Below are 19,726 nucleotides of genomic sequence, written 5' to 3' on the forward strand. Positions count from 1 at the left end.
TAAAACAAATTAGAAAAGCCCGAGAAGAAATTCTTGGGTTTTTTTGTTTATTCAAATCGCAAAAATGCACAATCGATAATTATTTAACAAGCAAATTATGAATTTAAAGGGTTGTAAATTATTAAAAATGAAAACAAACCGACAATTTTAACAAAATAATTGAAATATTATTTTTTTTATAATAAATAAATAATCAAATTAGCTATCCTGATTTTTTTAATTAACTAAAAACAATACGAATTTCAATGAAATATTCAGCAATTCAGAATTATATCGGAGGCAGTTTTGTAAACGCTTCTACCTCAAAAACGATGGATGTCATTTCTCCTTTAGATGGAAATCATTTATCAACAGTTCCAATGTCGAATTCCAAAGATTTAGACGATGCTGTCAAAGCTGCGCAAGCCGCCTTTCCTGCTTGGAGCAAAACACCAATCAAGGAAAGAGTACAAGTATTCTTTAGATATAAAACCTTATTAGAAAAGAACCTTAAAGAACTTGCTGAATTATGCAGCGAGGAAAACGGAAAAACTCATGGCGAATCTGTTGCCGAAATAGAAAAATGTATTGAACTTACTGAATTTGCCACATCATTACCACAACTTATAACAGGAGAATTATTAGAAGTAAGCAAAGGCGTTGAATGTAGAACAGAGCACGTTCCTTTGGGAGTTGTCGCTTCTATCGTTCCATTCAACTTTCCATCAATGGTTCCCAATTGGACGATTCCAAACGCCATTGCCTTAGGAAATTGTATGATTATAAAACCGTCGGAAAAAGTGCCGTTAAGTTGTGGAAGATTAGCGGAACTTTTAAAAGAAGCCGGACTTCCCGATGGAGTTTTTAACGTAGTTCACGGCGATGTTGATATCGTAAATGCCATATGTGACCATCCAAATATCGAAGCGGTATCCTTTGTTGGTTCTACTAAAGTGGCGAAGATTGTGTACCAACGTGCTACCCAAAATCTAAAAAGATGTTTATCACTTGGTGGAGCCAAAAATCACTTAATGGTTTTACCAGATGCTATTCCTGATATGACAGCGCAAAACGTGGCAGCTTCGATGTCGGGTTGTGCGGGGCAGCGTTGTATGGCCGCTTCCGCAATGGTTGGAGTAGGTGAAATTGACCACATCGTTTCCAAAATTTGTGATGAAGCTCGTAAAATAGTTCCGGGTGTAAACTTAGGTGCTGTTATCAATAAAGAATCTCAAGACAGAATTGAAAGTTATATCAGTCAAGCTGAAAAAGATGGTGCTAAAATTCTAGTTGATGGAAGAAATACCAAAGTAGCTGGAAAAGAAAAAGGAACCTATGTAGGACCAACAGTAATCGACTTTGTAACTCCAGATATGAGTGTGGCAAAAGAAGAAATCTTTGGACCAGTAATTTCAATTATCAGAACCAAAACTGTAGACGAAGCACTGGCAATTGAAAACGCAAATCCTTATGGAAATGCAGCTAGTGTGTTTACTCAAAACGGTGGAATGGCGCGTTATATTATTGACAAAGCTAGTGCCGGAATGATTGGAGTAAATGTTGGAGTTCCAGTACCTAGAGAACCATTCAGTTTTGGTGGTTGGAACGAAAGTAAATTTGGAGTAGGTGATATCACCGGAAAAAGTTCTATTGAGTTTTGGACCAAATTAAAGAAAAGTACCGTGAAGTGGAATGCCGAAGCTGGCGTAAATTGGATGAGTTAATAAAATACAACTGAAATGATTACAAAAGAACAAACCTTGACCAAAGAGCAAATCATAAGTGATAGCAAAGAATTTAGTTTATTTTCTTGGTCAGCACAAGCGAGTGTCAATCCGATTGCTATTGAAAGAGCCGGAGGCGTTTATTTATACGATTACGATGGGAACAGAATCATTGATTTTTCATCAGGCTTAATGTCGGTAAATATTGGTCATGGTGACCAACGTGTTACCGATGCCGTTGTAGAACAAATGCAAAAAGTAAGTTTTGTAACGCCAAGTTGCACCACAGAAATCAGAGCTAAGTTATCGAGAAAGTTAGCTGAAATCTGTCCAGGCGATTTGAACAAAGCGTTTTATACTTTATGTGGAACTTCTTCAATTGACAATGCTATTAAATTGGCAAGATTGTACACAGGTAGGCATAAAATTATCGGAAGATACAGAGCCTTTCACGGAGGTTCCATAGGTGGAATGACTGTTGGGGGAGACCCAAGAAAGTTAGCTAATGATTCCCAACAAATGCCCAATGCGGTTCATTTAGATGATCCTTATTATTTCTTCGGTATGAAAAATCTAGACGAAGCCACCAAGTTAAGCTTGAGTTTGGAATACGTAGAAAGAGTTATTCATTTGGAAGGCAAAACCAATATCGCTGCGTTTATCTTTGAAGGTGAAAGCGGTTCTTCGGGTTGTTTACATTATCCAAAAGGCTATTTAAAAGGAGTTAAAGCTCTTTGTGAAAAATATGAAATCCTTTTCGTTGCTGATGAGGTAATGAGTGGCTTTGGACGTACAGGAAAATGGTTTGGTTTTGAAAACCATGACATTATTCCTGATATGATTTGTATGGCCAAAGGATTGACGGCATCATATTTACCGCTAGGTTGTCTGATGGTTTCAGATAAAATAGCCTCTAAATTTGAAAGTACGCCGATGATGATTGGTCTTACTTACAATGGTCACCCAGTAGCTTTGGCTGCAGCTTTAGCCGTAATCAACATCTACGAAAGTGATAGACTGATTGAAAACACTCGTAAAATGGGAGTCTATTTAGAGTCCAGAATTGAAGCGATGAGAGCACAGCATCCAAGTATGGGAACATTCCGAAACACCGGATTGTTGGGTTGTTTAGATATTTTAAAAAACAAAGCAACAGGGGAACTAATTGCTCCTTATAATGCCGCTGGTGATGATTTAAAAGTAACCAATCAAATCGCAGCAAAAGTTAGAGAATTGGGATTATACACTTTCGTACGTTGGGGCTATATATTTATAGCACCACCATTATGTGTTACGGAAGCGCAAATCGATGAAGGTTTAGCCATCATAAGTGAAGCCTTGAAAATTTCTGATGCAGCTTTAGTTAACTAAAATCAAACACATGTCCGAAAACCTTAATCATACAAACTCGTCGTTGTATAGTGAAGACTTGGCTCCAGTTTCAGCCGAAAAACGAACCTGGACCACATGGAATTATGCTGCTCTTTGGATTAGCATGAGTCTTTGCATTCCCACCTATATGTTGTCGAGTTCATTGATTGAAGGAGGAATGAATTGGTGGCAAGCGATATTAACTATCTTTTTAGGAAACACGATTGTCTTAATTCCGATGATTTTAAACGGTCATGCAGGTGCTAAGTATGGCATCCCTTTTCCGGTATTTGCTAGAGCGAGTTTTGGAACCATGGGAGCTAATATTCCAGCATTGCTTCGAGCAATTGTAGCTTGCGGATGGTTTGGAATACAAACTTGGATTGGCGGATTTGCCATTTATCAAATGGTTCGTCTTTGGATACCTAGCATTGAAAAATTACCACAACTATTTCCTGACTCCTTCGGATTACAAACGGGACCAGCTATTTGTTTTTTCTTGTTTTGGTTATTGAATATGTATGTGGTTTATTTGGGAGTGGAAAGCATAAGAAAGTTATTGGTATTCAAAGCCATCTTTTTACCAGTTGCAGCTTTAGCCTTATTATTTTGGGCTATTAGTGCGGCACATGGTTTAGGCCCAATATTAGAAACCCATTCTAAATTTACCAATTCAGTTGATTTCTTTCATTTCTTTTTCCCTGCGCTAACTGGAATGGTAGGTTTTTGGGCAACTTTATCGTTGAATATTCCCGATTTTACAAGATATGCCACTTCACAGCAAGCGCAAATCAAAGGCCAGATATACGGCTTACCAACCTCAATGACTATGTTCGCATTTGTTGGAGTAGTAGTGACTTCAGCAACAGCTATAGTATTTGGAACTACGATTTGGGATCCGGTTATTCTTGCTGGAAAATTCGATAGTAAACTATTAGTAAGCATAGCTATGATTGCAGTAGCCATCTCAACATTAGCGACCAATATTGCAGCTAATATTGTTAGTCCGGCCAATGACTTTGCCAATTTATCACCATCTAAAATTGATTTCAGAAAAGGAGGTTATATTACAGGAATCATTGGCATAATGATTTTTCCTTGGAAATTAATAGCCGATCCATCTGGGTATATTTTCACTTGGTTGGTTGGTTATTCCAGTTTATTAGGACCTGTCGGAGGGATTATGATTGTAGATTATTATTTCGTCAGAAAGCAAAAATTGATAGTGGACGATTTATACAATACCAACGGAATTTATACGTTTTCAAAAGGATTCAATTTTAGCGCCATCATCGCTTTAATCATTGGAATTTTTCCCAATGTCCCCGGATTTTTCACCACAATAAAAGTATTTCCGCCAGAAATGTTTCCAACGTGGATTTTAGGTTTATATAACTACGCTTGGTTCGTTGGGTTTGCCTTAAGTGGACTTATTTATTGGTTATTAATGAAGAAAAAATAAACATTTAGAGTATGAGTATTTTAATTAAAAACGGAAGAATTATAACCGCTACCGATGATTATGTAGCAGACATTTTTATAGAAGGGGAAACGATTTCGTCTATCGGTAAAAACTTAAATGTAACAGCTGATGAAGTAATTGATGCTTCAGGGAAATTAGTAATGCCAGGCGGAATTGATCCACACGTACATTTAGACATGCCCTTTATGGGAACGTATTCTAGTGACAATTACGAAACTGGAACACGCGCTGCTCTTTATGGAGGAACCACTACTGTGATTGATTTCATTCTGCAAACCCAAGGAAATAGTCTGCAATCAGCCTTACAAGAATGGAAAGGAAGAAGCGATAATAATGCGGTGGGGGATTACAGTTTCCACATGGCGGTGACTGATTTCAACGAAGAAACCAAAAAAGAAATTCAGCATTTTATTGAAGTTGAAGGCATCACGTCTTTTAAAACATTCATGGCCTACAAAGGAGCTTTAATGATTGATGACCGCCAAATGGTTGGATTAATGCAGGAAGTAAAAAAGCACGGAGGATTAATCAATGTTCACGCTACAAATGGCGACATGATTGATTTTCTGATTGCCAAACATAAATCAGAAGGGAAATTAGCACCACTATATCATTATTTATCACAACCCGAAGTGACCGAAGCAGAAGCCAGCAGTCGTTTTGCCGATATGGCGGATTACACCGGTTGTCCAGGTTATATTGTTCACTTGACTTGTGAAGGTGCTTTGAATGCCGTGCGTTTCGCAACCAGAAGAAACCAACATGTGTTTGTGGAAACTTGTATCCAATATTTGATTTTAGATGCGAGTTTGTATGAACAAAACTTTGAAGGTGCCAAATGGGTAATGAGTCCTCCGTTACGTGAAAAGAAAGACCAAGAAACCCTTTGGGCCGGATTAAATCAAGGATTAGTTAATGTAGTAGCCACCGACCATTGTCCGTTTATGTGGGAACAAAAACTTATGGGGAAAGACGATTTCTCAAAAATTCCGAATGGTCATCCAGCGATAGAAAACAGAATGGAATTACTCTTCAGCGAAGGAGTAAACAAAGGCAGAATCACGTTAAATAAATATGTAGAAGTGGCGTCAACCAATGCCGCTAAAATATTTGGTATGTTCCCTAAAAAAGGAACGATTGCTATTGGTAGTGATGCCGATATTGTATTATTTGATGCCAATGAAAAACATACCCTTTCCGCCAAAACACATCACATGAATGTAGATTATAGCGGCTACGAAGGTTGGGAACTTACAGGTAAAGTAAAAACGGTTTTGCTTCGAGGAAAAGTGGTCATCGATAATAACGAATGTAAAGTGCAAAAAGGCTACGGTCAATTTGTGAAACGAAATAAAGTAGAAGGAAAAATTTAATCCTATGGCAAGAATAGTAAAATCAGGCTTAATTCAGTTGAGTTTAGCCAAAACAGAAGGCGAAGGAACCATTCCAGAAATTATGGAAGCCATGGTGCAAAAGCATATCCCGTTTATTGAAGAAGCAGGAAGACAAGGCGTTCAGATTCTTTGTTTCCAAGAAATTTTTAATACTCCCTATTTCTGTCCAGGACAAGATAGTGCTTGGTATGCTTCAGCAGAAAGCGTTCCTGGTCCAACTACAGAAAGAATGCAAGTCTACGCCAAGAAATATGATATGGTGATTATTGTTCCTGTTTATGAAAAAGATCAAGCAGGAGTTTTATACAATACCGCTGCCGTCATTGATGCAGATGGAACTTACTTGGGTAAATACCGTAAAAATCATATTCCACAAACAGGCGGTTTTTGGGAAAAATATTTCTTTAAACCAGGGAATTTAGGCTATCCCGTTTTTCAAACGAAGTACGCTAAAGTTGGGGTTTACATTTGTTACGACCGACATTTCCCTGATGGCGCAAGATGTCTAGGATTAAACGGAGCTGAAATTGTTTACAATCCATCAGCAACTACCGTAGGGCAATCTCAAAACTTATGGAAATTGGAACAACCCGCACATGCTGTTGCCAATGGCTATTTCATGGGTTGCATCAATAGAGTAGGTATAGAGAAACCATGGAACCTCGGACGCTTTTACGGCACCTCGTATTTTGTAAATCCGTTAGGCGAAATCTTTGCTTGTGCTTCCGAAGATAAAGATGAACTGTTAGTAGCCGAATTTGATTTGGATTTAATTGAACAAATTAGAAGTAAATGGCAATTCTATAGAGACCGAAGACCAGAAACTTATGGCGAAATCACAGCACCTTAACGAATGAAAATTATATAGATATTAAACCAACCAAAATATGAGCATAAAAAATAACCGATTAACCCAGGCAGAATATCAGGAAAACTTCGCTGATATCCACCCACCTTTTGAAACACGAGATGCAGCAGTGGTTGAAGCCAACCGTTGTTTGTTTTGTTACGACCCTCCTTGTATGAAGTCGTGTCCAACATCTATTAACGTACCAAAATTCATCAGACAAATTACCACCGATAACCTTAAAGGATCGGCACATACTATTTTTTCTTCCAACATTATGGGAGCTGGTTGCAGTAAAGTCTGTCCGGTAGAAAAATTGTGTGAAGGGGCTTGCGTCTATAATTTAATGCACGAAACACCCATCAACATAGCCAAACTCCAACGTTATTCGACAGAAAAAGCTATGGAAAACAAATGGCAATTATTCGATAGAAAACCATCAAAAGGTAAAAAAGTGGCCATTGTAGGAGCTGGTCCTGCTGGATTGAGTTGTGCTCACACCCTTAGCCGTGAAGGAATCGATGTAACTATTTATGAAAAAGAAAGCAAAGGTGGTGGTTTGATGACCTATGGAATTGCCGCTTATAAAGTAACGCCAGAATTCTGTGAAGATGAGGTGAATTACATTACTTCAATTGGAGGAATTGATATTAAATACAATCAGGAATTTGGGAAAGATATCACTTTAGAGCAATTACAAAAAGACTATGATGCCGTTTACATGGCTTTCGGAATAGGATTAGCTCGTCAATTGGATATTGAAGGAGAACATTTGGAAGGTGTGGAAGATGCCATCAAGTTCATATACGAATTGAGAAACAATGACTATTCCAAAATAGCGGTAGGCGATAAAGTTGCCGTAATCGGAATGGGAATGACTGCTATCGATGCAGCGACTCAAGCCAAAAGATTAGGGGCTTCCGATGTGACTTTGGTGTACAGAAGAACACAAGCTGAAATGCCTTGTACTGAAAAAGAATTGGACATCGCTAAACTCGATGGATGTAAAGTAATCTGGTTAGCCTCACCCAAAGAAATCAAAGGCAACAACGGAAAAGTTTCTCAATTAATCTGTGATGTTATGAAACTCGGCGAACCTGATGCCAGTGGAAGAAGAAGTCCTGTTGTTTCAGGAGAAACATTTACACTTGATGTAGATATGGTCATCAAAGCGGCCGGGCAAATGCCTTTCCAATCTTTAGTGAATGATAATAACATCCAAAACAACAACGGTAAAATTGTAGTTGATGGAAAATCCGTTTCAAAAATAGCTGGTGTTTTTGCTGGTGGCGATTGTGTCAACGGAGGTCGAGAAGTAGTCGATGCGGTACAAGCTGGAAAAGACGGAGCTGCCGCTATACTGAAATACATCATCAGCCCGGATTATATCATCGAATCCGAATTAAAACCAACGTTCAACAATTAAGAATCAAAATTATGGCAGATATATCAACCGATTTTTTAGGCATAAAATCACCAAACCCATTTTGGCTGGCAAGTGCGCCTCCAACGGATAAAAAAATAAATGTAGTCCGTGCTTTTGAAGCAGGCTGGGGTGGTGTAGTATGGAAAACATTAGGCTCTCAAGTAAAAAATGTTTCCTCTCGTTACTCTTCTGTAGAATACGGAAGAAAACGAATAATGGGATTCAATAATATTGAATTAATTAGTGACCGACCTTTAGAAATCAATTTAAAAGAAATCACTGAAGTAGTAAAAATGTTCCCAGATCGCGCTATGATTGTTTCATTGATGGCGGATAACGATAGAAAATCATGGCACGAACTCATCATGAAATGTGAAGATGCTGGTGCTATGGGATTCGAATTAAATTTTGGTTGTCCACACGGGATGACCGAAAGAGGTATGGGAGCAGCCGTTGGTCAAGACCCTGAAATTGCCAAAATGGTAGTTGAATGGGTAATGGAAAAAGCAACGATTCCAGTAATTACAAAACTTACGCCAAATGTACATTCGGTTGTTCCAACAGGAAGAGCCGCTGTTGAGGGAGGAACTAACGCACTAAGTTTAATCAATACCATTCAAAGTGTAACCGGAATTGATTTAGATACTTTAGTTCCAAATCCATACGTTGCAGGTAAAAGTGTTTTTGGAGGCTATTGCGGTCCAGCAGTGAAACCCATTGCGTTAAAAATGTTAACCACTATTGCCCAAGACCCAAAGACAAGTAAAGTGCCAATCTCTGGTATTGGAGGGGTTAGTACATGGAAAGATGCTGTGGAGTTTATGCTTTTAGGAGCCACTTCAGTTCAAGTTTGTACTGCTGCTATGACTCACGGTTTCCGAATTGTGGAAGATATGTGCGAAGGTTTAAACAATTGGATGGACGAAAAAGGCTATCAAAAAACTACTGATTTTATTGGTAAATCAGTTGAAAAAATTACCCACTGGGAAGATTTAGATATTAACTATCATCATATTGCTAAGATAGACCAAGAGAAATGTATTCACTGTGGTTTGTGTTATATCGCTTGTGAAGATACTTCGCATCAATCCATCAATATTGAAAGAGGAGTTCCTTATAACAATTACACTATCAAAGAAGAAGAATGTGTGGGTTGTAACTTATGTAAATTAGTGTGCCCAGTTGATAATTGTATCACCATGGAAGTGCATCGTGTAGCTCCTGAATACATCAATTGGAAAGATTGGCAAGCGCAAGGATTACCTTTAAACGACCACTAAAATGAAAATAAATTCTGCACGACTCCAACAGCATTTTGAAGCTATGAGTCTGATTGGTAAAATAGGTGAAACCGGCACTTGTCGACCAGCACATACTGTGTTGGAAAAACAAGGTTTTGAAATTGCAGGCTCTTGGATATTTGAGATTAAGAGGAGGACTGCCAGTGGCAGTCAGGTACACGAACTTTAGTTCGTAAATAAAATTTGAAAAGAATGAAAATAAATTCTGCACGACTACAACAGCATTTTGAAGCTATGAGTCTGATTGGCAAAATAGGAGAAACAGGCACTTGTAGACCAGCACATACCGATTTGGAAAAACAAGGTTTTGAAATAGCAGGTTCTTGGATGAAAGAAGCTGGCATGTCAGTCCGCATTGATAATTTTGGAAACCTTATCGGAAGATTAGAAGGCACAAATCCTGAGTTACCTGTTTTAATGATGGGCTCTCATCTCGATTCACAACCTTATGGAGGACGTTTTGATGGAGTGGCCGGAGTACTTTGTGCCATCGAGGTAGTGAAAACGTTGCACGATAATGGCATCTTTCCAGAAAGAACTATAGAAGTCATTTCCTTTGCCGATGAAGAAGGCTGGCGTTTTAATAAAGGGCTTTTTGGCTCACGCGGTATTTTAGGAAAACTTGAAGAAGGCGAATTAGAACGTGCCGATAAAGACGGAATCACTCGAGGGCAAGCACTAAAAGATTTTGGTTGCGACATAACGAAATTCAAAGAATCAGAATATCAACCAGGAAGTATTTTTTGTTTTCTAGAATTGCATATTGAACAAGGTCCTATTTTAGATTTGGCTCACAAACCTATTGGAGTGGTTTCTGGAATTTCAGGTCCGCTTTGGTGGACGGTTAAGCTAAAAGGAATGGCAGGACACACGGGTTCCGTTCCTATGCCGATTCGAAAAGATGCTTTAGTAGGAGCTGCCGAAATCATTATTGCGGTTAATGAAATAGCTACTCAAGTTCCAGGAAATCCAACAGTAGGAACGGTGGGAACATTGAATATTTTTCCAGCTTCCAGAAATATCATTCCGGAAGAAGTGACCTTTACCGTCGACTTGCGCGACATCGATTTAGAACGAAGAAACCGTTATGAGAAACAATTGCGCAATCGAATTGAAACCATTTGTGCCAAACATCAACTGACTTACGAAATCTCAGAAGATACTAAAAGCGATCCTCGTTATTGTGCGGATTGGATTAAGGAAATTATTCATGCCGAATGTCAAAAACTACAACTTGATGAAATTGAATTGATGAGTGGGCCTTTCCATGATGCGCTGGCATTGTCTTATGCTTGTGATTACGGAATGATATTCGTGCGTTGTAAAGACGGGATTAGTCACAATCCTTTAGAGTATTCTTCTTATGAAGATTTAGCAATTGGTGCCAATGTTTTATTAGGAACCGTAACTCAAATACTAAACAAATAAATAATAACTTCATTATCCTCATTAAGAGCCGTCGTGAGAAATCAGGCGGCTTTTTTTATGGTATTTTAATAAATACTATCTTTACTTTTTCAACAACATACTATGTCCATTCAAGACGTCAAAATACTTCACATCGATAGCAATCACCCTTTATTATGGGAACAATTGGAACAGGCAGGATTTCATAACGAAGCCGATTTCACTTCATCCAAAACCGCCATCGAAGACAAAATCCAAAACTATCACGGAATCGTCATACGCAGCCGTTTAAGATTGACAGAGACTTTATAGATAAAGCGGTTAATCTTAAATTCATAGCACGTGTTGGTGCTGGATTAGAAAGTATTGATTGTGACTATGCTGAAGCTAAAGGAATTCATCTCATTGCAGCTCCTGAAGGTAACAGAAATGCCGTTGGGGAACACGCTTTAGGAATGTTATTGTCTTTAATGAATAAACTAAATCGAGCGGATAAATTGGTGCGCCAAGGACAATGGATTCGGGAAGGGAATCGTGGCTATGAACTAGAAGGCAAAACCGTTGGGCTTATTGGCTACGGTAATATGGGAAAATCATTTGCTAAAAAGCTAAGAGGATTTGAGGTAGAAGTCTTGTGTTATGATATTCAATCCAATGTTGGCGATGAAAATGCTAAACAAGTTTTGTTACAAGAATTACAAGCTAAATCCGATGTGTTAAGCCTTCATATTCCGTGGACTTCAAAAACGGATAAGATGGTTAATACCAATTTTATCAGTGCTTTTGCCAAACCGTTTTGGTTTATCAATACATCACGAGGGAAAAATGTAGTAACAGAGGATTTGGTTACTGCTTTGAAATCTGGTAAAATTCTTGGTGCTGGATTGGATGTTTTGGAGTACGAGAAGTTGTCGTTTGAAAATCTTTTTATCGATACAGAAAAGCCCAAAGCCTTTGAATATTTGCTTCAAGCAGAAAATGTTTTATTAACGCCACATATTGCGGGTTGGACTTATGAAAGTCATCAAAAGTTAGCACAGACGATAGTGGATAAAATCAAAAAATTGTATAAACAATAGAAATAAAATCAAACTTTGAGAGCCAAATGATAGTGCTTTCTTATAAATTTTTATATTTTAGACGAATAAATTAAAACAAAACCAATTAAACCAAACGTATTATGGACGCACAAAAAGTTGACATGTTTATGATTGCTAATAACAAGTATTTCGAGGGACACCATCTTCATGCAGTAAGAGAAAAATTATTAAGCTTAGATGATTCGAAATGGCCTTTGGTACAAACACTACAATTTAAAAGCCCTGACACAGCACAAATTTTATCCATTATGGGCCAAGTAGGAATTGACCGTTTTTTTATCGGTGATACTGGATTAGGAATCGTTAAATTACTTACCTGTGGAGGTCTTGGGATTTGGACAATCATCGACTGGTTTATGATACAAGGTGCGGCTAGAGAAAAGAATATGGAAACTTTTCAAAACGCATTATATTAGATTAAAATTAATTAATGACAAGAAATAAGTTGTATGCATGGCTTTTTGGAGCTTGTATATTAGGACATGTATATTTATGGTATAGCATTTTTTCCACCGATAAATATCATTTGACCGTTTGTATGATAAAGAATGTAACGGGTTATCCTTGTCCTTCTTGTGGCACAACAAGAGCAATGCAACTTCTTGTTCAGGGAGACTTTATCGAATCTCTCAAAATGAATCCTTTTGGCATTATTGTAGCAATACTAATGACCGTAGCACCAATTTGGATTGCAATAGATTTCGTTTTAAAGAAAGACACTTTTTTTCATAGTTATAAAAAAGCTGAAGTAATTATCAGAACCAAATGGTTGGCTATTTTTCTTATCATACTAGTCATTCTCAATTGGATTTGGAATATATACAAACACTTATGATACAAGAAACCACTTTTGCTTATAAACCAGGCGAACACGAATGCGAAAAAGCATCGAATAGTTATTTGATGTCTTTAGTAGCTCTAATAGCTGGATTGCCTTTGCCGATCATTAATTTGCTGGCAACACTCTTTTTCTTTTTAGCCAATAGAAAAGGTACTTATTTTGTACGTTGGCATTGTACACAGGCCTTGTTATCGCAATTAGCCTTGTTAGGCATAAACAGTGCTAGTTTTTGGTGGACCATTTCTATTTTGTTTTCAGATGAAAAAGCAAGTAATCAATACTTTGCTTATATCTTCACGGTCATCGTATTTAACCTATTAGAAATTTTTTCTACTATTTATGCTGCTGTTCAAACCCGAAAAGGAAAACAAGTTCAGTTTTTGTTTTTCGGAAATATTACTAACTTAATTTGTAAACCCTAATGATTAAGAAAACACTATTTCAAGGATTGATTATTGTATCCGGATTCTTTTTGTTATGGTTCGGATTTTCCCAATTGGATTTTATGAAGTTTTTCAAAGTGCGTGAAAGAACACAAAACATGGAAAACAAATTAGGTGATATGATTTGGAATCAAATAGAAGATACCGAAGATGTTGTAACCAATGACACCATCACAAAATCATTAGATAAATTACTACAACCTATTTGCGAGGCTAACGACATCGAACAAGATTCGTTGAAAGTTCATATCGTAAAAAAGGATGAAATTAATGCCTTTGCTTTGCCAAATAATCATCTAGTGGTTTACACAGGATTGATTGAAGATTGTAAAAAGCAAGAAGCGCTTCAGGGTGTTTTAGGTCACGAGATAGCGCATATTGAGAACAATCATGTGATGAAAAAACTATCCAAAGAAGTTGGATACTCAGTATTGCTAACTGCTGGTGGTGCCAAAGGAGGTCAAATGGCTAGACAAATTTTGAAAACACTTACTTCTTCTGCCTATGACAGATCATTAGAAAAAGAAGCGGATATTGCCAGCGTAAAATACATGATGAAAGCACACATTGATCCAAAACCAATGGCCGATTTTATGTATCAAATGGCACAAGAAATTCAAATAGATAAAAATTTGTATTGGATTGCCGATCATCCAGAATCCGAAGAACGCGCCAAATATATCTTGGATTATATCAAAGGTAAGAAATTAAAAAGCAAAGCCACAATCTCTGAAAAAGATTGGAAGACCTTTCAAGACGAGGTTAAAGCAGAATAATAAAAAAGGCAACTCAACGAGTTGCCTTTTTTATTTATAATTTTTCTCTTTCCGTTCCAGTTCTGCCTGAAACTCTTCCATTACAGGCTTAACGGTACTTTCAGGTAAATCAGCAATTCGGATGTACATTAATCCATCAACGGCGTTGTTGAACATGGGGTCCACGTTGAAAGCTACTACACGTGCATTTTGCTTAATGTATTTTTTAATTAAGACCGGCAAACGCAAAGTGCCTGGTTCTACTTCGTCAATAATTTTATCAAACTTATTTAAATCCGATTCGGTTTCGTTGAAGACAAAATCTTTATCAGCATCTTTCAGTTTTACTTTGAATTCTTTCTTTGGGTGAATGTATTGCGCCACATAAGGATCATAATAATGCGACTTCATAAACTCTATCATCAACGATTTAGAAAATTCCGTAAATTGATTACTAATGCTCACGCCACCAATCAAGAATTTATGTTCCGGATAACGCAAAGTGGTGTGCACAATTCCTTTCCAAAGTAAGAACAAAGGCATTGGTTTTTGTTGGTAATCATTCACAATGAAAGCGCGACCCATTTCAATGGATTTCGACATCATATCATACAACTCAGGCTCAAATCGAAATAAATCCTGAAGATAGAATCCTTCAATACCATATTTTGGAAAAATTTCTGAACCAAATCCCATTCGGTAAGCACCAGCAATTTGCTGCGCCTCATCATCCCACAAAAACATATGTTGGTAATACGAATCACATCGATCTAAATCAATAGACTCATTAGTTCCTTCTCCAACGGCTCTAAAAGTAATTTCTCGTAAACGACCAATTTCATGAAGAATGTTTGGAATTTGATCTGCAGGAACTAAGAACACAATGTAATTTTTGCTTTGTAATAAGCGACAATCACTATCTCTTAAAGTAGCAATTTCTTCTAAAATTTTATCTTGATTAGCCGGTTTTACAATCTGTTTTGGGTTTTTAACAGATTTTAAATTCAGGTTTAAATTCAAATTTTGAGGATTCAGAATGTTGTTTTCTTTATTAAAAGAATTGGCCAACATATAGGTCTTCTTTCTCAAAAATTCCGAATACTCTTCAATGCTTTTGTGTTCGTTTTGTTCGGCTACTGAAATCGGTTTTCCTATACGCACTTTAATCACACGGTCTTTTTGGGTCAACAGTTCCGAAGGTAATTTAGCCGTTCTAAGTGTTGGATTGATTTTAGATAACAGATAAAAAAAGCGACTGTTTTTAGCGTGAAAATAAATCGGCACCACAGGCACTTGTGCTTTTCGTATTACTTTGATAGCGCCTTCTTCCCAAGCTTTATCCACCACTAACTGTCCATCTTTATATGTAGATACTTCTCCAGCAGGAAACATTCCTAATGGTTTTCCATCACTCAAATGACGCAACGTTTCTTTGATGCCTATCACGCTCGACTTAGCGTCCTTATGATTTTCAAAAGGATTCACAGGCATGATGTATTGCTTCATAGGTTCAATACGATGCAACAGGAAATTGGCAATTATCTTGAAGTCAGGCTCTCTTTCGAGCATCAATTTTAATAAAAGGATACCATCAATTCCGCCTAACGGATGATTGGAAATAGTAATGTACGCACCGTCTTTTGGCAATCGTTTAAAGTCTTCTTCGGGAATCTCAAATTTGATTTGGAATTCGTCCAAAATCGCATTTAAAAATTCTAACTCACTCAAATGCTTATTTCGGTCGTAGATTTTGTTTAAGGTCGAAATCTTTAAAGCTTTCATTAATAACCAGCCACAAAAAGTTCCGAAAACCCCGTATTTATCAGCGTTAATCGCTTTGGCAACTTCTTTAGCAGTGACTAAACCCATGTATAACTAGTTTTTTTGAGCATGAAACAAAGATAGTAATTCTATTGAAATAGGATTAACAAAAAGCAGAAATCGCCAAAGACGATTTAAATTTTAATATTGATTTTGAATTTCAAATGTTTATGATTTTAACTACATTTGACCCAAGGCCTTTTGGCTCAATTGAACGAAGTTAAAAACTCTTAACAACACTTCATGAGAATTATTTCTTATAACGTTAACGGCATTAGAGCAGCTATTACTAAAGGATTTTTAGATTGGTTGCAGCTAGCCAATCCTGATGTGATTTGCCTTCAGGAAATAAAAGCAACGGAAGATCAAATCCCAACAGAAGCTATCACAGCAGCAGGCTATCCCTATCAATATTATTTTTCGGCACAAAAAAAAGGCTATAGTGGTGTGGCCATTTTATCCAAAATAAAACCCAACAAGGTGGTCAAAGGAACCGAAGTAACACACATGGATTTTGAAGGGAGAAACATCCGCGCTGATTTTGATGACCTTTCTGTAATGAGTTTGTACTTGCCTTCGGGAACCAATTTAGACCGATTGGATCACAAGTTCAAATACATGGACGATTTTCAACACTACATCAATGAATTGAAAAATGACATTCCCAATTTAATCATTTGTGGCGATTACAACATTTGCCATGAGGCTATTGATATTCATGATCCGATTAGAAATGCAACAGTATCAGGATTTTTACCAGTAGAACGTGCTTGGCTAGATAAATTCATGAAGAGTGGTTTTGTTGATAGTTTCCGTCATTTTAATAAAGAGCCTCATAATTACAGTTGGTGGAGCTATCGTGCTGGTGCCCGTGGGAATAATAAAGGATGGCGCATCGATTATAATTTGGTCAGCGAAAACCTAAAAGACCGAATGAGCAGAGCCGTTATTTTACCCGAAGCCAAGCATTCAGACCATTGTCCGATTTTGGTGGAAATAGATTAAAACGCTAATCACTAATTACTAATTACTAATCACTTCAATAATGATAAAAAAAATAGTTTTTTGCCTTGCCCTAGTAAGTTTGATGACATCCTGTGTATCCAAAAAAATCTACAACGATTTGGAAAACAAATACACCGATTTAAAGAAGGAAAACCGATCGCTATCCGATGAAAACGATGAGCTTCATAAAGCTAATGCCGAGTTTGATTCGGTGAACAAATCGTTGATTGCTGAACGAGATCAACTCAAAGCGGATAAAGACAAACTGACTGCCGATTGTACCGCTACAAGCAATAATTTAAAAGCGTTACAAGATTCGTATGCGGCACTTGAAAAAAACAGCAACGAGGCGCTTGAAACCAACATGAATAAGAACCGTGACTTGTTGACACAATTAGATGCCAAAGAAAAAGCACTGGCTGCAGAACAAGACCGATTAAATAAATTAAATGCAGAATTAGCTTCGAATACCAAGCGACTGAACGAACTAGAAAGCATGATTGCGGCTAAAGATGCTGCGATGAAAAAACTAAAAGATACCTTATCCAAAGCCTTGAATGCGTTTGAAGGAAAAGGATTGACCGTTTACCAAAAGAACGGAAAAGTATATGTATCTATGGAAAATAAATTGCTGTTCCAAACCGGAAGCTGGTCTGTAGGTTCGGAAGGAAGAAGTGCCGTAGTAGAGGTTGGAAAAGTGTTGGCACAAAATCCAGATATTACCGTACTGATTGAAGGTCACACCGATAATGATAAAATCCTTGGAAACATAGGTGGCGGCATAGAAAACAACTGGGACTTATCTACCAAAAGAGCTACAGCTATCGTAAATATTTTATGCGAAAATAGCGGTATCAGAAAACAAAACTTAACCGCTGCGGGGCGTGGAGAATTTGCACCACTATTGAGTAACGACACCAATGAAGGCAAAGCTAAAAACCGTAGAATCGAAATCATCCTAACGCCAAAATTAGACGAGATTTCTAAAATGTTGAATGAGTTTTAAAAGCAATACTAGAAAACAAGAAACCCATCAAGAATTATTTTGATGGGTTTTTTAGTTATCAACAAGGAACAAAATTAACTTTTGTCAACACCAAAACGAACTGTTGATTTTGTAATTTTATCCCATGTATGCTTTAGTCGATTGTAACAATTTTTATGCTTCGTGCGAACGGGTATTTCAGCCACATTTGGTTGGAAAACCGATTGTTATTTTGTCCAATAACGATGGTTGTATTATTTCAAGAAGCGATGAAGCTAAAGCATTAGGCATTCCCATGGGCGCTCCCGAGTTTAAAGTACGGGAAGAGTTAAAGCAAAAAAACATTGAGGTCTTTTCGTCTAATTATCCTTTGTATGGTGATTTGAGTCATCGGGTGATGAAAATCCTAGAAGGGTTTACGCCTCACACCGAACCGTATAGCATAGACGAAGCTTTTCTGAATTTTAAGGGAATGAACGTAGCCGATTTTCACGAGTATGGTTTGCAAATGAAAAAGCGTATCATGAAGTGGTTGAGTATTCCCGTTTCTATTGGCTTTGCCGAAACGAAAGCGCTATCCAAAGTTGCCAATAAAATCGCTCGAAAATATCCCGAAAGAACTAAAGGTGTTTATGTTATTGATACGGAAGAAAAACGTATTAAAGCCTTGAAATGGACTAAAATAGAAGATGTATGGGGCATTGGTTTCCGATTAAAAAAGAAGATGATAGCCAAGAACATCAACACCGCTTACGATTTTACGCTACCGCATAACGAAGGGTTCATCAAAAAGGAAATGGGCGTTGTAGGTTTACGCTTGAAATACGAATTAGAAGGGAAATCGGTATTAGAAATGGAGTTGCCCAAAGACCGTAAAACCATTGCTATTACCAGAAGTTTTGCAGGGAATATCACCACGCTCGACGAAATGAAAGAACGGGTTTCTACTTTTGCTACCGTTTGTGCCGAGAAACTTCGCAAACAAAAATCTTGTTGCCATAGTGTGATTCTGTACCTGCGAAAAGACAAATACAAAACAGAAAGAGAACGCTACAATTTTTATAAAATGGAGACCTTGCCTTTCGCCAGCAATTCCTCCATCACCATAAGTAACGCCGCAATAAAAATGCTAAAGACCATTTTTGAAGAAGGCGAAATCTATAAAAAAGCAGGCGTAATTGTCACCGAAATTATTCCAGAAAACCAAAAACAATTCCACTTGTTTGAGGAAGAAAACCCAAAGCATTTAAAACTGATGCAAGTCATGGATTCCTTTCATAAAAAAACAGGCGAACGCAAAATACGATTGGGAAGCCAAGATTTGCAACGCACCTGGAAAATGAAACAAGAGCATTTGTCTAAACGCTATACGACCAACATCAAAGAAATACTAGAAATACCATGTCGATAAAAAAGACCATTTCATTCTTTATCCCCGATAGGGAAAACAGCCAAAAGCATTCGTTTATTTCAGGAGGTATCAAGGCAGGGTTTCCTTCGCCGGCAGCCGATTTTGATGAAACTAAAATTAGCCTAGACAACGTATTGGTCAAAAACCATGAAGCTACCTTTTATGCTAAAGCTTCTGGGAATTCTATGATTGGCGCAGGCATTGATGATGGCGATATTATGGTCATTGACAGAAGTTTGGAACCTACCAATAATAAAATAGCGGTGTGTTATATTGACGGAGAATTTACGGTAAAGCGGATTACAATAACAAAAGAAGGCGTCCATCTAATGCCCGAAAACAAAGACTTTCAACCTATTAAAATTACCGAAGACAACGAATTAATCATTTGGGGAATAGTCACCTATGTGATCAAAAGTGTATAACAACAAAA

The 19,726-nt window shown here is 37.5% G+C and carries 17 protein-coding genes and 1 pseudogene; 17 read left to right on the plus strand and 1 reads right to left on the minus strand.

Going from position 1 to position 19,726, the window contains the following annotated elements; genetic code table 11:
- Positions 1 to 245 precede the first annotated feature (245 nt).
- The 13 genes and pseudogenes from OLM53_RS10295 (at position 246) to OLM53_RS10355 (ending at position 14,092) form a co-directional block, all read left to right on the plus strand.
- Positions 246 to 1,703, plus strand: a complete 1,458-nt coding sequence (locus OLM53_RS10295) for a CoA-acylating methylmalonate-semialdehyde dehydrogenase (RefSeq protein ID WP_264520150.1) — start codon at positions 246 to 248, stop codon at positions 1,701 to 1,703.
- Between the two features lie 15 nt (positions 1,704 to 1,718).
- On the plus strand, positions 1,719 to 3,074 hold the full coding sequence (locus OLM53_RS10300; protein ID WP_264520151.1) for an aminotransferase class III-fold pyridoxal phosphate-dependent enzyme: 1,356 nt from the start codon (positions 1,719 to 1,721) through the stop codon (positions 3,072 to 3,074).
- A gap of 10 nt (positions 3,075 to 3,084) precedes the next feature.
- Positions 3,085 to 4,536, plus strand: coding sequence for an NCS1 family nucleobase:cation symporter-1 (locus tag OLM53_RS10305; protein ID WP_264520152.1), 1,452 nt, complete (start codon positions 3,085 to 3,087; stop codon positions 4,534 to 4,536).
- An 11-nt stretch (positions 4,537 to 4,547) separates the two neighbouring features.
- The gene (hydA, locus tag OLM53_RS10310; RefSeq protein WP_264520153.1) at positions 4,548 to 5,930 is read left to right on the plus strand and encodes a dihydropyrimidinase; all 1,383 of its coding nucleotides are present in this window, start codon (positions 4,548 to 4,550) and stop codon (positions 5,928 to 5,930) included.
- A gap of 4 nt (positions 5,931 to 5,934) precedes the next feature.
- Positions 5,935 to 6,801, plus strand: coding sequence for a nitrilase-related carbon-nitrogen hydrolase (locus OLM53_RS10315; RefSeq protein WP_264520154.1), 867 nt, complete (start codon positions 5,935 to 5,937; stop codon positions 6,799 to 6,801).
- Between the two features lie 37 nt (positions 6,802 to 6,838).
- Complete coding sequence (locus tag OLM53_RS10320) at positions 6,839 to 8,224, plus strand: NAD(P)-dependent oxidoreductase (RefSeq protein WP_264520155.1); 1,386 nt, start codon at positions 6,839 to 6,841, stop codon at positions 8,222 to 8,224.
- Positions 8,225 to 8,235: 11 nt separating this feature from the next.
- A complete protein-coding gene (gene preA / locus OLM53_RS10325; RefSeq protein ID WP_264520156.1) occupies positions 8,236 to 9,504 on the plus strand; it encodes an NAD-dependent dihydropyrimidine dehydrogenase subunit PreA in 1,269 nt (422 codons plus the stop codon).
- A gap of 213 nt (positions 9,505 to 9,717) precedes the next feature.
- On the plus strand, positions 9,718 to 10,953 hold the full coding sequence (locus tag OLM53_RS10330) for a M20 family metallo-hydrolase (protein WP_264520157.1): 1,236 nt from the start codon (positions 9,718 to 9,720) through the stop codon (positions 10,951 to 10,953).
- 102 nt (positions 10,954 to 11,055) lie between these two features.
- Positions 11,056 to 12,011: pseudogene (locus tag OLM53_RS10335) on the plus strand (2-hydroxyacid dehydrogenase).
- A 101-nt stretch (positions 12,012 to 12,112) separates the two neighbouring features.
- Entirely contained in the window at positions 12,113 to 12,448 is a 336-nt protein-coding gene (locus OLM53_RS10340; protein ID WP_264520158.1) for a TM2 domain-containing protein, read from the plus strand.
- Positions 12,449 to 12,462: 14 nt separating this feature from the next.
- Entirely contained in the window at positions 12,463 to 12,867 is a 405-nt protein-coding gene (locus OLM53_RS10345; protein WP_264520159.1) for a DUF2752 domain-containing protein, read from the plus strand.
- Positions 12,864 to 13,295 carry a DUF4870 domain-containing protein gene (locus OLM53_RS10350; RefSeq protein ID WP_264520160.1) on the plus strand — a complete coding sequence of 144 codons (432 nt, stop codon included), beginning with the start codon at positions 12,864 to 12,866 and terminating at the stop codon, positions 13,293 to 13,295. The genes OLM53_RS10345 and OLM53_RS10350 overlap by 4 nt, the downstream gene beginning before the upstream one ends.
- The gene (locus OLM53_RS10355) at positions 13,295 to 14,092 is read left to right on the plus strand and encodes a M48 family metallopeptidase (protein ID WP_264520161.1); all 798 of its coding nucleotides are present in this window, start codon (positions 13,295 to 13,297) and stop codon (positions 14,090 to 14,092) included. The genes OLM53_RS10350 and OLM53_RS10355 overlap by 1 nt, the downstream gene beginning before the upstream one ends.
- A gap of 30 nt (positions 14,093 to 14,122) precedes the next feature.
- Here the strand turns inward: OLM53_RS10355 and OLM53_RS10360 are convergent, their stop codons facing one another.
- Positions 14,123 to 15,940, minus strand: a complete 1,818-nt coding sequence (locus OLM53_RS10360; RefSeq protein ID WP_264520162.1) for a lysophospholipid acyltransferase family protein — start codon at positions 15,938 to 15,940, stop codon at positions 14,123 to 14,125.
- 195 nt (positions 15,941 to 16,135) lie between these two features.
- Here OLM53_RS10360 and OLM53_RS10365 point away from each other — a divergent pair, with 195 nt between their 5' ends.
- The 4 genes from OLM53_RS10365 (at position 16,136) to OLM53_RS10380 (ending at position 19,718) form a co-directional block, all read left to right on the plus strand.
- Complete coding sequence (locus OLM53_RS10365; protein ID WP_264520163.1) at positions 16,136 to 16,897, plus strand: exodeoxyribonuclease III; 762 nt, start codon at positions 16,136 to 16,138, stop codon at positions 16,895 to 16,897.
- A gap of 40 nt (positions 16,898 to 16,937) precedes the next feature.
- The gene (locus tag OLM53_RS10370; protein ID WP_264520164.1) at positions 16,938 to 17,903 is read left to right on the plus strand and encodes an OmpA family protein; all 966 of its coding nucleotides are present in this window, start codon (positions 16,938 to 16,940) and stop codon (positions 17,901 to 17,903) included.
- A 124-nt stretch (positions 17,904 to 18,027) separates the two neighbouring features.
- Positions 18,028 to 19,293, plus strand: coding sequence for a Y-family DNA polymerase (locus OLM53_RS10375; protein WP_264520165.1), 1,266 nt, complete (start codon positions 18,028 to 18,030; stop codon positions 19,291 to 19,293).
- Entirely contained in the window at positions 19,284 to 19,718 is a 435-nt protein-coding gene (locus OLM53_RS10380; protein WP_264520166.1) for a LexA family protein, read from the plus strand. The genes OLM53_RS10375 and OLM53_RS10380 overlap by 10 nt, the downstream gene beginning before the upstream one ends.
- The last annotated feature ends 8 nt before the right edge of the window (positions 19,719 to 19,726 follow it).

Origin of the sequence: Flavobacterium sp. N1994 (assembly GCF_025947145.1) — a bacterium.
GTDB lineage: Bacteria > Bacteroidota > Bacteroidia > Flavobacteriales > Flavobacteriaceae > Flavobacterium.

Coding starts and splice junctions, on each gene's coding strand:
- OLM53_RS10295 (WP_264520150.1), top strand. CDS start 246: ATGAAATATTCAGCAATTCAGAATTATATCGGAGGCAGTTTTGTAAAC.
- OLM53_RS10300 (WP_264520151.1), top strand. CDS start 1,719: ATGATTACAAAAGAACAAACCTTGACCAAAGAGCAAATCATAAGTGAT.
- OLM53_RS10305 (WP_264520152.1), top strand. CDS start 3,085: ATGTCCGAAAACCTTAATCATACAAACTCGTCGTTGTATAGTGAAGAC.
- hydA (WP_264520153.1), top strand. CDS start 4,548: ATGAGTATTTTAATTAAAAACGGAAGAATTATAACCGCTACCGATGAT.
- OLM53_RS10315 (WP_264520154.1), top strand. CDS start 5,935: ATGGCAAGAATAGTAAAATCAGGCTTAATTCAGTTGAGTTTAGCCAAA.
- OLM53_RS10320 (WP_264520155.1), top strand. CDS start 6,839: ATGAGCATAAAAAATAACCGATTAACCCAGGCAGAATATCAGGAAAAC.
- preA (WP_264520156.1), top strand. CDS start 8,236: ATGGCAGATATATCAACCGATTTTTTAGGCATAAAATCACCAAACCCA.
- OLM53_RS10330 (WP_264520157.1), top strand. CDS start 9,718: ATGAAAATAAATTCTGCACGACTACAACAGCATTTTGAAGCTATGAGT.
- OLM53_RS10340 (WP_264520158.1), top strand. CDS start 12,113: ATGGACGCACAAAAAGTTGACATGTTTATGATTGCTAATAACAAGTAT.
- OLM53_RS10345 (WP_264520159.1), top strand. CDS start 12,463: ATGACAAGAAATAAGTTGTATGCATGGCTTTTTGGAGCTTGTATATTA.
- OLM53_RS10350 (WP_264520160.1), top strand. CDS start 12,864: ATGATACAAGAAACCACTTTTGCTTATAAACCAGGCGAACACGAATGC.
- OLM53_RS10355 (WP_264520161.1), top strand. CDS start 13,295: ATGATTAAGAAAACACTATTTCAAGGATTGATTATTGTATCCGGATTC.
- OLM53_RS10360 (WP_264520162.1), bottom strand. CDS start 15,940: ATGGGTTTAGTCACTGCTAAAGAAGTTGCCAAAGCGATTAACGCTGAT.
- OLM53_RS10365 (WP_264520163.1), top strand. CDS start 16,136: ATGAGAATTATTTCTTATAACGTTAACGGCATTAGAGCAGCTATTACT.
- OLM53_RS10370 (WP_264520164.1), top strand. CDS start 16,938: ATGATAAAAAAAATAGTTTTTTGCCTTGCCCTAGTAAGTTTGATGACA.
- OLM53_RS10375 (WP_264520165.1), top strand. CDS start 18,028: ATGTATGCTTTAGTCGATTGTAACAATTTTTATGCTTCGTGCGAACGG.
- OLM53_RS10380 (WP_264520166.1), top strand. CDS start 19,284: ATGTCGATAAAAAAGACCATTTCATTCTTTATCCCCGATAGGGAAAAC.